This window comes from Nakamurella aerolata, from assembly GCF_013002705.1.
GTDB lineage: Bacteria > Actinomycetota > Actinomycetes > Mycobacteriales > Nakamurellaceae > Nakamurella > Nakamurella aerolata.
The window spans coordinates 1-15,083 of record NZ_JABEND010000002.1; the positions used below are offsets into that span (position 1 = coordinate 1).

Annotated in this window: 12 protein-coding genes and 1 pseudogene; 11 read left to right on the forward strand and 2 right to left on the reverse strand. The window is 68.6% G+C overall.

The features are described from left to right. Positions 1 to 230 (forward strand): annotated as a pseudogene (locus HKD39_RS18610) (hypothetical protein); the annotation flags it as partial. Between the two features lie 223 nt (positions 231 to 453). On the opposite strand, the gene HKD39_RS03290 reads toward HKD39_RS18610, so the two are convergent. Beyond that, a complete protein-coding gene (locus HKD39_RS03290) occupies positions 454 to 1,464 on the reverse strand; it encodes a putative sulfate exporter family transporter (protein ID WP_171198450.1) in 1,011 nt (336 codons plus the stop codon). Positions 1,465 to 1,764: 300 nt separating this feature from the next. Between HKD39_RS03290 and HKD39_RS03295 the strand changes: the two genes are divergently transcribed. The 9 genes from HKD39_RS03295 to HKD39_RS03335 all read left to right on the forward strand — a co-directional run bounded on the left by HKD39_RS03295 (position 1,765) and on the right by HKD39_RS03335 (position 13,107). After that, positions 1,765 to 2,523: a FadR/GntR family transcriptional regulator gene (locus HKD39_RS03295; protein WP_171198451.1), complete on the forward strand. Its 759-nt coding sequence runs from the start codon at positions 1,765 to 1,767 to the stop codon at positions 2,521 to 2,523. Positions 2,524 to 2,906: 383 nt separating this feature from the next. Further along, positions 2,907 to 4,301, forward strand: a complete 1,395-nt coding sequence (locus HKD39_RS03300; protein ID WP_171198452.1) for a DUF4185 domain-containing protein — start codon at positions 2,907 to 2,909, stop codon at positions 4,299 to 4,301. An 87-nt stretch (positions 4,302 to 4,388) separates the two neighbouring features. After that, positions 4,389 to 5,897 (forward strand): ABC transporter substrate-binding protein, encoded by a 1,509-nt coding sequence (locus tag HKD39_RS03305; protein ID WP_212753896.1) that lies wholly within the window; start codon positions 4,389 to 4,391, stop codon positions 5,895 to 5,897. Positions 5,898 to 5,906: 9 nt separating this feature from the next. Then, positions 5,907 to 6,839 (forward strand): carbohydrate ABC transporter permease, encoded by a 933-nt coding sequence (locus HKD39_RS03310; protein WP_171198453.1) that lies wholly within the window; start codon positions 5,907 to 5,909, stop codon positions 6,837 to 6,839. A gap of 130 nt (positions 6,840 to 6,969) precedes the next feature. Next, the gene (locus HKD39_RS03315; RefSeq protein WP_343074609.1) at positions 6,970 to 7,731 is read left to right on the forward strand and encodes a carbohydrate ABC transporter permease; all 762 of its coding nucleotides are present in this window, start codon (positions 6,970 to 6,972) and stop codon (positions 7,729 to 7,731) included. 63 nt (positions 7,732 to 7,794) lie between these two features. Continuing rightward, entirely contained in the window at positions 7,795 to 8,574 is a 780-nt protein-coding gene (locus tag HKD39_RS03320; protein WP_171198455.1) for an SDR family oxidoreductase, read from the forward strand. A 23-nt stretch (positions 8,575 to 8,597) separates the two neighbouring features. Next, positions 8,598 to 9,935 carry an enolase C-terminal domain-like protein gene (locus tag HKD39_RS03325; RefSeq protein WP_171198456.1) on the forward strand — a complete coding sequence of 446 codons (1,338 nt, stop codon included), beginning with the start codon at positions 8,598 to 8,600 and terminating at the stop codon, positions 9,933 to 9,935. 2 nt (positions 9,936 to 9,937) lie between these two features. Continuing rightward, positions 9,938 to 10,927, forward strand: a complete 990-nt coding sequence (locus HKD39_RS03330) for an acetylxylan esterase (RefSeq protein WP_171198457.1) — start codon at positions 9,938 to 9,940, stop codon at positions 10,925 to 10,927. Next, positions 10,924 to 13,107: a glucosidase family protein gene (locus tag HKD39_RS03335; protein WP_171198458.1), complete on the forward strand. Its 2,184-nt coding sequence runs from the start codon at positions 10,924 to 10,926 to the stop codon at positions 13,105 to 13,107. The genes HKD39_RS03330 and HKD39_RS03335 overlap by 4 nt, the downstream gene beginning before the upstream one ends. A 17-nt stretch (positions 13,108 to 13,124) precedes the next feature. Here HKD39_RS03335 and HKD39_RS03340 read toward each other — a convergent pair whose 3' ends face one another. Further along, the gene (locus HKD39_RS03340) at positions 13,125 to 13,688 is read right to left on the reverse strand and encodes a DUF6328 family protein (protein WP_212754103.1); all 564 of its coding nucleotides are present in this window, start codon (positions 13,686 to 13,688) and stop codon (positions 13,125 to 13,127) included. Positions 13,689 to 13,817: 129 nt separating this feature from the next. On the opposite strand from HKD39_RS03340, the gene tgt reads away from it, so the two are divergent. Further along, positions 13,818 to 15,071, forward strand: a complete 1,254-nt coding sequence (gene tgt, locus HKD39_RS03345; protein ID WP_171198459.1) for a tRNA guanosine(34) transglycosylase Tgt — start codon at positions 13,818 to 13,820, stop codon at positions 15,069 to 15,071. The last annotated feature ends 12 nt before the right edge of the window (positions 15,072 to 15,083 follow it).

Consider the following 15,083-nt stretch of genomic DNA (forward strand, 5'->3'; position numbering starts at 1 on the left):
GCCAGGCCGACTCGGCCGTCAGCGGACCAGCCGTGACCGAGGCTGGCGATGCGCAGGTCAGGAACACCGAACCGGACAGAACTCCCCGTCCACCTGACGATTCGACGGTGAGCGGATCGACGGCAAGTGGACCGACGGCAAGCGGACCGACGGAACCGCCAACCGCAGCGCCGGGAAGTGCCGCCCAGAGCTCCGACCCCGACCCCGACCCCGACATCCCGCCGTTCTGATGCCAACGCAGCCACCAGCTCCGGCGTCCCAACTACCCGCGAGGTCGGGACTCCACGACCGATCGCCGCCGCCCAAGAAGCACGGCGGCAACAGCAGCGCCCCGGACCTCCCGCCGTCCTGATCGAGCAGGCTCTTCGCCGGACACGCTGACCCAAGCCGCTCCGGTTCGGACGGCTTTGATTCGGACGGTCCAGCCTCGGACGGTCCTGCTGCGGCTCCGGCTCAGGTGACCAGCAGCACGCCACCGTATGCCACCGCGGCGATCAACACCCACGACGTCAACCCGAGCAGCAGCGCCCGCCCACCGGTGCGGATCAGCGTGCCGATACGCACCCCGGCACCGAGCCCGAACAGGGCCATACCGAGCAGCACCGTCTCGACGTGCTGGGCGACATTGAGCACCGATGCTGGCAGCCAGCCGGTACTGCGCAACGCCACCATCGCGATGAAGCCGGCAACGAACAGCGGCAGCAAAGGCGGCCGCTTGTCGCTGACATGAGCGCCGATCCGCCTGCGGTACAAGCTCATTGCCGCCACCATCGGTGCCAGCAGCACCACCCGGGTCAGTTTGACGATCACCGCCGTGGAGAGCGCCGCCGCCCCGGCCACCGACGCAGTGGCCACCGTCTGCGCGACGTCGTGCACCGACGCGCCTGCCCACATGCCGAACTGATGGTCGTTCAGGCCGAGCGGGCGCTGCAGCAGCGGCAGCACCACAATCGCCAGGCTGCCGAACAGGGTGACCATCGTAATCGAGGTGACAACGTCTGCCTCGTCGTTGTCGGTGACACCGTCCATCGCCGCGATCGCCGAGGCCCCGCAGATCGAAAACCCAGTCGCCATCAGCAATCTGGTGCCAGGATTGACACCGAGCAGTCGCCCGAGCGCCTGGGTACCGAAGAAGGTCAGCGCCACGCAGCCGACGATCACCGCCAGCGTCGGCAACCCGAGACGCAGCACGTCAGGAACGGCCAGCCGGAGCCCGAGCACCACAATGCCCAACCGGAGCAGGCGTTTCGCGGCGAACTGCAGGCCGGGCCGGAGCCGGCCGATATCGAGCCCACAGTTCGCGACGGTCACGCCGGCAAGCACGCACACCGTGAGCGGGCTGATGCTGGGAGCCCAGAGCGCCACCAGCAGTCCGACGCCGAGCGCCGCTGCACACGCCAGCAGGCCGGGCAGAACAGCGAGGAAGGCGCTGCGCCTGGACGGGCTGGTCGGAGAGGGCGACACCCGAACAGCTTGCCCGGTCGAGCAAGTGAGCCGCGCACCGGCTCGTGCTGCCGAGGTCGTGACGTGCGGGCCGGCTCGCGCAGGCGAGGTCCCGACCTGCGGACCGGCTCGTGCTGTTCAGGCGGAACCCTGAGTACTGGCGCGCGCTGGCGAGCTCCTGACCTGCTTGGGGCTCGTGCTGCTCGGGTTGGAGCCCTTACCTGCAGGCCGGCTCGTGCTGTCGAAGCAAGACCAGCGTGAATCTCGTTCAGCACAACGCGGACCCTGTTCAGCAGATTGACCATGTGATTAGATCACTTTATGTCTGACCGGCCCGAGGGAGCTGCCGGCGCGGACGCCGCGATCGTCGGCATCCGTCGCGCGGCTCTGTCCACCGACCTGGCCGCCGCCGTCGCCGAGCTCATCCGTCAGCGCCGGCTCGGCCCCGGCGACGCGATCCCGGCGCTGCGCCCGCTCGCCGAACAGTTCGGGGTAGCGGTGCCCACCATGCGGGAAGCGCTGCGGCGGCTGGAAGGCATGGGAATCCTGGAGTTTCGGCACGGATCCGGCATTTATGTGGGGCCCAACGCCAATCGTCTGGTCGTCGCCAATGCCATGGCGCCCCGGCCCACCAAGGCGAAGCTGCAGGAACTGCTGTCGGCGCGGTTGCTGATCGAGCCGGCCATTGCCGGCCAAGCCGCGCAGCGCCGCGAGCCGGCAGCCCTGGCCGCCCTGCAGGAGGCGCTGGCCACCGCCCGCAGCTTCATCGGCGCCGCGGCCCCGCTGGGTGCTGCCGCCGACCGCGGCCTGGCCGAAGCGAACGTCAGGATCCACCAGGCCATTGCCGCCGTCACCGGCAACAGCGTGCTCGCCGAGACCGTGGACACCTGGGCCTCGCTGCACGCCCGTGATCAGGCCGAAATCCTTATGCTGCACGGGGATCCGGAACAGGACTATGCCGAGCACGCCGAGCTGGTCGCCTGCATCGCCGGCGGCCGATGGCAACTGGCCCAGCGCAAGATGCGGGACCACCTCGCGGGCGTCCTCGCGACCATCACCGAGGCCGGTGAACCCACTTGAGCCTCCTGAACCCCGGCCCGCGCGGCAGCGCCCGGCGCGCTCGCCAGCTGACCGGGCGCGCCCGTGGGCTGACGGGACGCGCCCGTGGGCTGACGGGACGCGCCCGCGGGTTGACGGGACGCGCCGGCGGGTTGACTGAACGCGCCCGCCAGCTGAGCCGCGGGGACGCAGCCCAATCTCCGATGGTCCCCACCCGCCAGTTGGACTGCGAGGACGCAGCCCAGTCTCCGAGGCCCGACCCCCGCCCGGTCGCCGGCCCGCATCCGCATTCCGGCTCATCGACGGTCGCCGCCCATCGTGGGTTCGCCAACACCCGCGGAAGCACCGCTCGGCGCGGGATCGCTGCGCGCCGCCCTGCGGTGCTCGGGCTCGCCAGTGCCGGTGTGCTCGCGAGCAGCCTGGTCTTCTCCGCCTCACCGGTCGCCGCCGCCTCACCGGTCGCCGCAGCCGGCCCAAAGGTCGCTGCCACCTCGCCGGTCACCGCGGTCGGCCCAAAGGTCGCTGCCACCTCGCCGGTCGCTGCCGCTACCTCGCCGGTTGCTGTCGCTGGGCCAAAGGTCGCTGCCGCCTCGCGGGTCGCCACCGCCGGCCCAAAGGTTGCTGCGTCCGGCCCAACGGTCGCCGCCGGCCCAAAGGTTGGTGCTGTCGCCGCGCAGGACGCGCCGGCCGCAGGTGCCTGCAGCACCGATGTCCGGGTCAGTGCAACCGCCCGCACCGACGACGCGCTGACGTCGGCTTTCACCCGATACGGCAACAACGGTGCGGGTTTTGACCACTGGTCCGGCGGCGACTCCACCTATTCGGCCAGGCTGTCCGGCGGCCGCATCGCCTGGATCTTCTCCGACACATTCCTCGGCTCCGCGGCGGCGGACGGTTCCCGGCCACGGAGCAGCCCGTTCATCAACAACAGCATCGTCGTGCAACAACCTGTCGTGCAACAACCTGCCGCGCAGCAACCCAGCGCCACCGGGTCCACCGGTATTCGCCTGCGCACCGTGCACGGTGGTACCCCCAACCGGCCCGAGGCGATCTTGCCGCCGTCCACCAACAACAGCTGGTATTGGTTCGGTGCCGCGCAACCCAGCGACGACGGCCGCACCCTCTCGGTGATCGCCCTGCGGTTCGAACGGTTCGGGCCTGGCTATTGGGACTGGCGCTGGGCTTCCAACCACCTGCTGCGGCTCGATACCACGCGCTGGACGGCGGAACCGTTGCGCGACTTGCCGTCCGCTGCCAACGTGCAGTGGAGTGCCTGGCTGCAGCCCGCGGGGGACGACCTGCTCGTCTACGGTGTCGAAGACCTGGGGGCAGAGAAGTACCTGCACCTTGCCAAGGTGCCCGGCGGTGATCTGACCGCCGTCGACCGCTGGCAGTATTGGACCGGTACGGGCTGGTCGGGTTCGGAGAAGCAGTCGGCTCGCATTCTCGACCATGTCGCGAACGAAATGAGCGTAACACCTTGGCGCGGCGGCTATCTCGCCGTCACCCAAGACACCGCAGTACCGTTCGACAACGCCGTGCGCGGCTACTTCAGCTGCCGTCCCGAAGGCCCGTTCACCGATCTCGGCGTGCTCTACCGGATGCCGGAGACCGGGCCGAACGGCAGCTACCGAGACCCGAACGTCTTCGGCTACAACGCCCACATCCATCCCGACCTGTCGACCGGCGACGAACTGTTGCTGACCTACAACGTCAACAGCCTGTCCGAGAGCCAGCTGTACGCCGACGTCTCGATCTACCGGCCCCGGTTCGTCCGGCTCAACCTGCAGCTCGGCTGAGCAGTGACCGGGTCGTGCCCATCCGCGGCGATCCGCACGACAACCCTTGACCAGCAACAACTCTGACGATCACAACGAGGTGAGGAAATGTCTTCCATCATCGGACACCGTCGCGGCACCGGCCTTTCGACCGGCAGGACGAGACGGGCGGACACGACCGGCAGCGCGAGGCGGGCGGGCACGGCCGGCGTCGCCGCGCTCACCCTGCTGGTGAGTGCCTGCAGCAGCTCGGACGACGGCGCCGCGAGTTCACCATCCGCCGGCGCGGCGGCCGCAGGCGCCGGATCGGCTGGTTCCGGCGCTGTCGGCTCCGGCCCGGCGGGTTCCGGCTCTGCGGGTTCCGGCGCTGCGGGCGGCGGCTCAACCGGCTCCGGCGCGGCCGGGTCCGGCGCTGCGGGCGCCGCGGGTGGCTCGGCGATGCCCGACTGCAAGGTCGGCGCAGACGGCGCCTTGCAGTACTACACCGACAAGGCCGCGTGGAAGCCGGACCTCGAGTCGATGAACGCCACCTCGCAGGACAACTGCGGGCTGTCGGTTGCCGTCACCGGCTACTCCGACCCGACCCAGTACAACGCCTTCATCATGCAGGGCTTCCAGACCGACCAGAAGCCCACCCTGTTCACCTGGCACACCGGCGATCAACTGAAGTCGTTGGTGGACAAGGGTTTGGTCGCCGAAACCACCGACATCTGGAAGGCCGCCACCACCGCCGGTTACGTGCCGGACGGGCTGATCGACAACTACACCTACGGCGGAAAGCAGTACTGCGTTCCCCTCAACATCGCCTACTGGGTGATGTACTACAACAAGAAGTCGTTCGCCGACGCCGGCGTCACCCCGCCGAAGACCTGGGACGAGTTCACCAAGGTCACCGCGGCGCTGCGGGCCAAAGGCCAGACCCCGCTGCACCAGATGAACGTGATCTTCTCCTTCGCCTGGTTCCAGGCCCTGCTGATGGGCGGAGATCCCGCCGCCTACGCCGGTCTTGAGACCGGCAAGACCAAGTACACCGACGCGCCGGTACAGAACGCCATGAAGCAGTGGTACCAGATGGAGCAGAACAAAGACTTCATCGATGCCGGGGTGCAGACCGATCCGCAAACCCTGTTGAAAACCGGCAAAGTGGCGATGGCCTACTTCGGCACCTTCTTCACCGGCCAGCTCACCAGCGTCGGGATGAAGTCCGACAGTGACTACGGCGTGTTCGCGCTGCCGAACGTCGCCGGCGGCAAGCAGCAGATGGCGTTGGAGACCGGACCGCTCTGCGTCGGTGCCGGCTCGGCGAACGAGAAGGCCGCGCTGGCCTACAGCTCGTGGTGGATGGGGGTGCCGGCGCAAACCGCATGGTCGGACAAGCGCGGCGACATCTCGTTCAACCCGCAGGTGCCGGTGAAGGACCCGGCGCTGGCTGGTCTGCTGAAGGATCTCCCGCAGTGGCAGATCCACAAGCGTTGGCTGGAAGCCACTCCCACCCCGATCTACAACGTCGCGGATCCGGCATTCGGTGAGTTCGTCAGCAAACCGACCGCGGATTCCATGCCGATGCTGCAGAAGATCCAGGCGGCGGCCGACCAGTATTGGAACTCTCAGGGCTGAGCAACGCAGATGACGACCACCCTTACCTCCACCGGGCCGCCGTCGGCGGGTAAATCCGCGACCGGTCGCGAGCGGAATCGGTATGCCGCGCAGGCCGGCGGGTTCGCCGCTCCGGCGCTGCTGCTGGTGACGCTGGTGCTCTACCTGCCCTTTCTGTGGACCGGGTACCTGAGCTTCACCGACTACACCGGCCTGGGCAACGCCAACTGGGTCGGGTTCGACAACTACGCCAACATGTTCAGCGACGCCGATATGCGCACCGCCATGCTGAACACGTTGTACTGGGTGGTCGGCACCATTGCGCTGCCGGTCGGCATCGGGCTTGCCCTTGCGCTGCTGGTGCACGGGCTGCCCGGATCGTTCTGGTACCGGTTGCCGTTCCTGTTGCCCTACGCCATTTCCGGTGTCGCCGTCGGCGTGGTGTGGACGTTCATCCTGCAAACCGACGGCGCGCTGACCCAGGCGCTGCGCTTTCTGCACCTGCCCGGCGCCGACCTGCAGTGGCTGATCGACTCACCGCTGAACACCTGGGTGATGATCGGGGCCACCACCTGGCAGGGTGCAGGCGTCAACGCGTTGCTGTTCGGGATCGGGTTGGCATCCATCCCGCCCGGCCCGGTCGAGGCTGCTCGACTCGACGGCGCCACCGGTTGGCAACTGTTCCGGCACATCTACTGGCCGATGCTGCGGCCACTCACCACGGTCGTGGTCGGTTTGGCCATCGTCGGCAGCCTGAAGACCTTCGACGTGGTGTGGGCGATGACCCAGGGCGGCCCCGGCAACACCTCACAAACGTTGGCGCTGTTGATGTACAAGCGAACCTTCATTGATTTCAAATGGGGGTCCGGTGCGGCGATAGCGGTCTTCCTGACGGTGATCACCGTTGTCGCAGCGGGCCTGTACCTGCGTCGGCAACTGTCCGAGGCGAAGGCGGTGAACTGAGATGACGGCGACGCTCAACGCTGCTGCCACGTCCGCCCGCACCGCGCCGGCGGCACCGGCGCGGCGACGCCTCGGCGTCGGTGGGGTGATCCGCAGGGTAGTGCTGATCGTGTTCGGGCTGCTCTGGTTGATGCCGGTCTACCTGCTGATCGCCAACGCCGCCAAGACCTCCGATCAGTACGGCTCCGTGGGGGTGTGGCAGCCGGTCGGGCTCGGCGGGCTGGTCGAGAACATGAAGCAGGCATGGAACGTCGGGCAACTCGGCGACGGTCTGCTCTCCACCGCGATCTACTCCATTGTGTCGCCGGCGCTGGCGGTGATCATCGGTGCCGCAGCGGGTTACGCGATCGTCGCGCTCCGGCTGCGGCACGGCTTCGCCTGGTTCGTCGTGATCTTCTCGGCCACCGTTGTTCCGCTGCAGATGATCCTGATGCCGTTGTTCCGTTGGTCGGTGCAACTCGAGCTTTACGACAAGCGGATCGGGATGATCATCGTCTACACGGTGCTGACCATCCCGTTCGCCGCCTTCGTGATGCGCAACTTCTTCTCGGGCATCGCCAGGGAGATCTTCGAGGCGGCCGGGGTGGACGGTGCCAGCCCGATGCGGATCTTCTGGCGGATCTACCTACCGATGTCCATCAGCGCGCTTGCCGCCGTTTTCGTGCTGCAGGCCACGCTGATCTGGAACGACCTGCTGATCGGTCTCACGCTGACCCGCTCCGACGACGTCCGTCCGGTGATGACGGCGTTGGTCGCGATGAAGTCGACCTACGGTGGGTCCACCATGCAGGTGGTGCTGGCCGGTGGTCTGCTGGTGTCGCTGCCGACGGTGGTGTTGTTCCTGCTCACCCAGCGCACCTTCACCAAGGGCATGGCGCTTGGCCAATTCTGACCAGCCTGGTGAGCTGTTGCGACGAGTGCCCGTCACCTACCCGACACGAATGAGTTGCCAACGATGAACCAGCACAACACCGATGCCGCCGCTCCCGCGGTGGTGATCACCGGAGCGGCCGCCGGTATCGGCCGCGGTTGCGCGGAACTGCTGTCCGCCAGGGGATACGCCGTTTTCGGGATCGACCGGTCCGCCGAGCTGCCCGCGGGTATTGCCGGCGCGGTGGCCGACGTCGCCGACCCCGAGCAGCTGGAAGCGGCCTTCGCCCTGGCGGCGGAGTGGTCTCCCGCGCTGGCCGGGCTGGTCTGCGCCGCCGGGATCCAGCGCTACGGCACGGTCGGCGACACCGGTGCGGCACAGTTCGACGAGGTGCTCGACGTCAACCTGCGCGGTGCGTTCTTGGCGGCGCACTACGCCGATCCGCTGCTGCGAGCCGGTGGTGCCGGCGGAGCGGTGGTGCTGGTTTCTTCGGTGCAGGCCTACATCACCCAGAGCAACGTGGTGGCCTACGCCGCCAGCAAGGGCGGCCTGGTGTCGATGATGCGCGGCATGGCCATTGACTATGCGCCACTGGGTATTCGGGCCAATGCCGTCTGCCCAGGTTCGGTGGACACCCCCATGCTGCGCTGGGCGGCGGAGCGGTTCGCCGGCACCGAGACCAGCGCCGAAAAGCTGATCGCCCAGTGGGGCGCCGCCCACCCGCTCGGCCGGGTGGCCACCGTCGACGAGGTGGCCGAGGTGGTCGAATTCCTGCTGTCGCCGCGGGCGTCGTTCGTCACCGGCACCGCCGTCACGGTCGACGGCGGTCTCACCGCGGGGCAAGCCGTGAAGCTGCCCGAATGAACGCCGAACGAAAGAGCCGAAACATGGCACAGCACAGCAGGTCCGACCGGGCCGGCGCGGGGATCGAGCTGCCCGGCGCGCCCAGCAGAGCCCCGATCGCCGACATCAGGGCAACCACCGTCACGGTGCCGCTGCAGGCCCCGCTGCGACACAGCAACGGCACCCACTGGGGACGGTTCGTCCGCACCATCGTCGAGGTGGAGACCGCTGACGGTGCCGTGGGTGTCGGCGAGCTCGGGGGTGGTGGCGCCAGCGCCGAAGAAGCCGTCCGCGCGCTGCGTCCTTACCTCATCGGGCACGACCCGGCCCGCACCGAGGCGCTGCGGTTCATGATCGCCAACCCGACCGCAAGCCTCTACAACAACCGCACCCAGCTGCTCGCGGCAGTCGAGTTCGCCTGCCTCGACGTGCTCGGCAAGCAGCTGAACGTGTCGGTGGCCGATCTGCTGGGCGGACGACTGCGCGACCAGGTCGAGTTCGCCTCGTACCTGTTCTTCCGGTATCCGGGCCCGGACGACTCCGATGAGGTGCGCACCGCCGAGCAACTCGTCGAGCACGCGCAGGAGCTGAAGCAGCGCAACGGGTTCCGGGTGCACAAGCTCAAGGGCGGAGTGTTTCCCACCGACTACGAGCTGGAGTGCTACCGCGCCCTGGCCCAGGCACTGCCGGGTGACATGCTGCGCTACGACCCGAACGGTGCGCTCAGTGTCGAGCAGGCCATCAGGTTCGCCGGCGCCATCGCCGATCTGCCCAACGACTACCTGGAAGACCCGACCTGGGGAATGTCCGGCATGCGGCGGGTGCGGCAGAACACCGCGATCCCGTTGGCCACCAACACCATCGTGGTCAACTTTGAACAGCTCGCCGCCAATATTGCCGATCCCGCCGTCGACGTGGTGCTGCTGGACACCACGTTCTGGGGCGGGATCCGGCCGTGCATCAGGGCGGCGGGGGTGTGCGAGACCTTCCAACTGGGTGTCGCGGTGCACTCCTCGGGTGAGCTGGGGATTCAGTTGGCCACCATGCTGCATCTCGGGGCGGTGCTGCCCAACCTCACCTTCGCCGCGGATGCGCACTACCACCACTTGGTCGACGACGTGATCGCCGGCGGCAAACTCGACTACGCCGACGGCAAGGTCGCGGTCCCCAGCGGCCCCGGCCTCGGCGTCGAGCTGGACGCCGACAAGGTGGCCGAGTATGCCGAGTTGTACCGCGAGCTGGGCAACTATCCCTACGACCGCGACCCGGGCCGGCCGGACTGGTATCCATTGCTGCCCAACGCCGATTTTGCCGACCCCGCAGCCGCGGGCGTCCCAGATGCTCTGCAATCCTCTTACCGAAGAATGAGCCGGAAGGACTGAACGTGCCGCTTTTCGATCTCCCGCTCGCCGAGCTGGAGCAATACCGGTACCCGCGGACGCCACCGGGGGATCTGCGCGAGTTCTGGGACACCACGCTGGCCGAATCGCGGGCGGCCGCCGGCGAGCCGGTGATCACCCCTGCGCAGCACCGGATGACGGCGTTGGATGCCTCCGACGTCACCTTCACCGGCTTCGGCGGTGAGCCGATCAAGGCGTGGTGGCTGCGGCCCGCCGGCTGGGACTCGTCACCGCGTCCGGCCGTTGTCGAGTACCTCGGCTACGGCGGTGGCCGCGGGCTGGTGCACGAACGGCTGCTGTGGGCGGCGCACGGCTACCACTACCTTGTGGTCGACAGCCGCGGCCAGGGCAGCCTGTGGAACACCGGGGACACCGCCGACCCGCACGGCAGCGTCCCGGCCGCAGACGGCTACCTCACCCGGGGGGTCGACGACCCGGCAAACCTCTACTACCGCAGGCTGTACACCGATGCGGCGCTGGCGATCGACACTGCCGCCGCCTTGCCAGGCGTCGACCCGAGCCGCGTCGCGGTGGTGGGTCACAGCCAAGGCGGTGCGATGGCGTTGGCCGCCGCCGCGCTGAATCCGCGGGCCGCCTGCTCGGCGGCGCGGGCGCCGTTCATGTGCGGTATCGACCGCAACCTCGAGATCACCGCGGCGGAACCGTACGCGCAGCTCGGCCGGTACCTGTCGGTGCACCGCGATCCGTCGGTGCTCGACGTGCTTGCCTACGTCGACTGTGCGCTGCTCACCCCGTGGATCGACTGCCCGGTGACGGTCAGCGTTGCGCTGCAAGACATCACCTGCCCGCCGTCGGGCATCTACGGTGCCATCAATAACCTGCCCAACCCGGCCAACGTCATCGTCTGGCCGTACAACGGTCACGAGGCCGGCCGCGCGTTCGAAGACCAACAATGGGTGGAGTGGGTCGGCGAGCAGCTCGGCGGCAACGGCGGAGGCCCTGGCCAAGCATGAGCAGCACCGATACCGCACCGGTCGCGGCCAGCGAGAGTGCAGGGCCGCCAACGCTTCCCACCGTCGACGACTTCGCTTCGGCGGTGATCGTCGACCACTACGACGACATGATCAACCCGCCGGGGCTCACCAATCACCTTGCCGTTGTCCAGGTCGATCACGACATCACCGCCGTCCGCAGCCTGAACGTGCCACCGGTCTCCACCGGCGACACCATCACCGGCCAGCTCTATCTCGACGGTCGGCTGGCCCGCTCGTACGGCGAGCCCGTGCGCTGCCAGTGGCGGCCGGACCGGGTGCTGCGCGAGCTGTCCGCCGGGGGTTGCACGGTGCAGACCGACACCTTCTGCCCACCGAGTGAAGCCGCTGTGCTGCAGCGTATCCGGGTCACCAACCACCAAGGCCGGCGCGACGTCGAGGTGGCGCTGTCGCTGGATTCGGCTGTGGTGCACGCCGGCGGTGGCTGGACCGAGCCGATCACCAAGGCCTGGTCGAGCCCGCTGGCCCCGAGCGCCGGCAACATCCTCACCCGTGACGGCGTGTTGCTGCTCGGCACGCCCGCCGACGGCTCGGCCGTCTCGGCGCAGTGGCTGGTCACCGATGCCGCCGGCGCCAGCCCGCTGACCGCCGAGGTTCCCAGCATGACCGGGTACCGGCTGCAGCTGGAGCAGGGCGAGACCGCTGAACTCTGGTACGGCTACGCGATAGCGACCAACCGTGATTCAGCCGGCCAGAGCGACGGTAAAGCGTTGGTGCGGGCCACCTTCGAGCGGTTGATGACCGACCCGGCCGGCGCTTCGCGCGCCAGCACCGACACCTGGAACCGCGAGCTGGCCGCGATGTTCACGCCGGACAACGACGAGTTCTCCGGGTCACTGCCGGTACTGCACACCACCAACGCGGCACTGCGCACGCTGTACTGGTGGGGCGCCATGGGGGTGTTGTGGTTCCGGCGCGACAACCCCGCCAGCGTGCTCGGCCGCAGCTACGACACCCTGATGCCGCGACACTGGCAGACCACCACCTTCATCTGGGACTACAGCCTGTCCAGCCAGGTGCACGCGCTGCTCGACCCCGCGGTGATGCGCCGGCACCTTGAGCATTGGGTGGGGTTGGACATCAACAAGCACTTCGGCACCGAGTGGTTGACCGGCGGTCCGGTCGGCTACTGGTACTCGGTCAACCACTACGCGATGACCAGGCTGGTCAACGACTATCTGCGCTACACCGGCGATCTCGGCTTTCTGGACGCCGAGCTGGCGGCGGCCGACGGCGACCGCAAGGCGCTGGCCGCGCACCTTGACGACTGGGCGCACGCCTGGCAACAACGCCGCGGACCGAGCGGCCTCGCCGACTACGGCGGAATCGACAACCTGCTCGAGTGCGTACCGAGTTATGTGCACGAGGTGGCCAGCCTGCAGGGCGCGAACGTGTGGTGCCTGCGCCGCGATGCCGACGTCGCCGAATACCAGGCGCGTCCGGCCGACGCCGCCCGACTGCGCGCCGAGGCCGATGCGCTGGCAGCGTTGGTTCGGGGCAGATACGTTGCGGGGGAGGGAATCTTCACCGTCGGGCGGCCGGACGGGACGGTGCGCCCGGTCCGGCACTGCTACGACTTCGCCACCATCGGCACCACCATGCCGGAGGACCTGCCCACCGGCGCCGCAGCCGAGATGGTCGGCTTCTTCGTCCGCGAGCTTCGCACCCCGTCCTGGATGCGGGCGCTGAGCCCGCGTGATCCCGACGCCGCTTACTCGGTGCGGGCAGACCACCAGTGGAACGGCGCCTACCCGGCCTGGCCGGCCGACAGCGCCAGGGCGGCGATCGCCCTCGGCCACCCGGAGACCGTCGCCGAGTGGATCGACGGGTTGGCCCGCACCACAAGGCAGGGGCCGCCGGGACAGGCGCACTTTGTCGAGGAGGCGGCACCCACCGTCTCAGGCGGTGCCCGCAAGACCCCACCCCAGCCGCCCTACCTGATCGATTGGGCCTGCTCGTCGGCCGGAGCCTGGTGCGAGCTGGTGCTCACCGGCGTCTTCGGCATCGAGGTGGACCTCGACGGCACGGTAGGAAACAGCAAGAACGTGTTGGCCGCGTTCGACCCGGGCGCCAAGGTGGAAAACCTTGTGGTGCAAGGCAAGACCTGGACGGTGGACGCTACCGGGGCACGCCGGAACTGAGCCGAAGGCGGTTCCCGTCAGCGGGCCGGCCCCACCGGGTCGGGATCGCTGGTACGCCGCCGAATGGACATCGGGATCAGCACCCAGACCACAAGCCCGACGGCCAACAGCCCGCCGCCGATGGTGAAGGCCAGCCAGCGCGGCTGCAGCACGTCCACCACCAGCATCACCCCGCCGAGCACGGCAGCCGCCAGAAAGCTCAGGCCGGCCACTGCCATCCGGCTGGTGTAGCGCACCAGAAAATCCTTGACGCCGCGCCGGAACAGCAACCGGTGCGCCGCCACCGGCCCGGTGAAGCAGACCACCGCCAGCGCGGCCGCCACCAGCGTCACCAGATACAGCACCAACTCGAAACCGTCGAGCTCGGTGAACCGCGCCTGGAACGCCAGCGACAACAAGAACGCGAACAGGATCTGCACACCGGCCTGGGCCACCCGCAGCTCCTGCAGCTGCTCGGAGAAGTTGCGGTCCAGCCGCTCGCTGGTGCTCTCGTCGCGGCGGTAGCCGCCGTACTCGCTCGCGTCGCCCTCCACCTCGGCAGGGCGGGGACGTGCCGAATCGTCGGCGCGATCGGTGTTCACCCAGGCATCCTGACGCATCCGGGCGGGCCGTCGCCAGCGCAGCCGGCACCGGGCACCGTCCCGCGTCCCCGTTGCGGCTCCCCACCACACCGCCGCTGTGCCGCGGCGCCGAGCAGGCAGGATGGTCGGGTGAGTGTCAGCACCGAACAGACCGACTTCGGCTTCCAGGTCGCCACCCGGGCCGGTGACGGCCGAGCCCGCACCGGCGTCATCAGCACCCCGCACGGCCAGATCCGCACGCCCGCGTTCATCGCGGTCGGCACCAAGGCCACCGTGAAAGCGCTCACCCCCGAGATGGTGGATGCTGCCGGCGCCCAGGCGGTGCTGGCCAACGCCTATCACCTGTACCTGCAGCCGGGGCCGGACATTGTCGACGCCGCCGGCGGCCTCGGGGCGTTCATGAACTGGCCGGGGCCGACCTTCACCGACTCCGGCGGGTTCCAGGTGATGAGCCTCGGTGTCGGGTTCAAGAAGGTACTGGCGATGTCCACCGACGGCATGCAGTCGGACGACATCATCGCGCCGGGCAAGACCAGGATGGCCACCGTCGACGACGACGGCGTCACCTTCAAGTCGCACATCGACGGGTCAACGCACCGATTCACCCCTGAGGTGTCGATGCAGATCCAGCACCAGCTCGGCGCCGACATCATGTTCGCCTTCGACGAGCTCACCACGTTGATGAACACCCGCGGCTACCAGGAAGCGTCGGTGGAGCGCACCCGGCTCTGGGCCCAACGCTGCCTCGACGAGCACGACCGGCTGACCCTCGAGCGTGCAGGCAAGCCGTACCAGGCGCTGTTCGGGGTGATCCAGGGTGCCCAGTACGAAGACCTGCGGCGCAATGCGGTACGCGGGCTGGAAGCGTTGCGCTCCAACACGTCCGGTCGTGGGTTCGACGGCTACGGCATCGGCGGGGCGCTGGAGAAGGAGAACCTCGGCACCATCGTCGGCTGGTGCGCCGACGAGCTGCCTGACGACAAACCGCGGCACCTGCTCGGCATCTCGGAGCCGGACGACATCATCGTCGCGATCGCCGCCGGCACCGACACCTTCGACTGCGTCTCGCCCTCGCGGGTGGCGCGCAACGGCGCCATCTACTCCCGCGACGGCCGCTACAACGTGACGGCATCCCGCTTCCGGCGCGACTTTGCGCCACTGGACGCCGAGTGCGACTGCTACACCTGCGCGCACTACACCCGGGCCTACCTGCACCACCTGCACAAGGCGGGTGAGCGACTGTTCGCCACCCTTGCCACCATTCACAATGAGCGGTTCATCATCACCCTGGTCGACCGCATCCGCGACAGCATCGACGCCGGCACCTTCTACGAAGTGACCGGCACCTTCCGCGACCGCTACTACGCCGGGAGAATCAGCTGAGCGGGCGCGTGG

Coding starts and splice junctions, on each gene's coding strand:
- HKD39_RS03295 (WP_171198451.1), top strand. CDS start 1,765: ATGTCTGACCGGCCCGAGGGAGCTGCCGGCGCGGACGCCGCGATCGTC.
- HKD39_RS03305 (WP_212753896.1), top strand. CDS start 4,389: ATGTCTTCCATCATCGGACACCGTCGCGGCACCGGCCTTTCGACCGGC.
- HKD39_RS03310 (WP_171198453.1), top strand. CDS start 5,907: ATGACGACCACCCTTACCTCCACCGGGCCGCCGTCGGCGGGTAAATCC.
- HKD39_RS03315 (WP_343074609.1), top strand. CDS start 6,970: ATGCCGGTCTACCTGCTGATCGCCAACGCCGCCAAGACCTCCGATCAG.
- HKD39_RS03320 (WP_171198455.1), top strand. CDS start 7,795: ATGAACCAGCACAACACCGATGCCGCCGCTCCCGCGGTGGTGATCACC.
- HKD39_RS03325 (WP_171198456.1), top strand. CDS start 8,598: ATGGCACAGCACAGCAGGTCCGACCGGGCCGGCGCGGGGATCGAGCTG.
- HKD39_RS03335 (WP_171198458.1), top strand. CDS start 10,924: ATGAGCAGCACCGATACCGCACCGGTCGCGGCCAGCGAGAGTGCAGGG.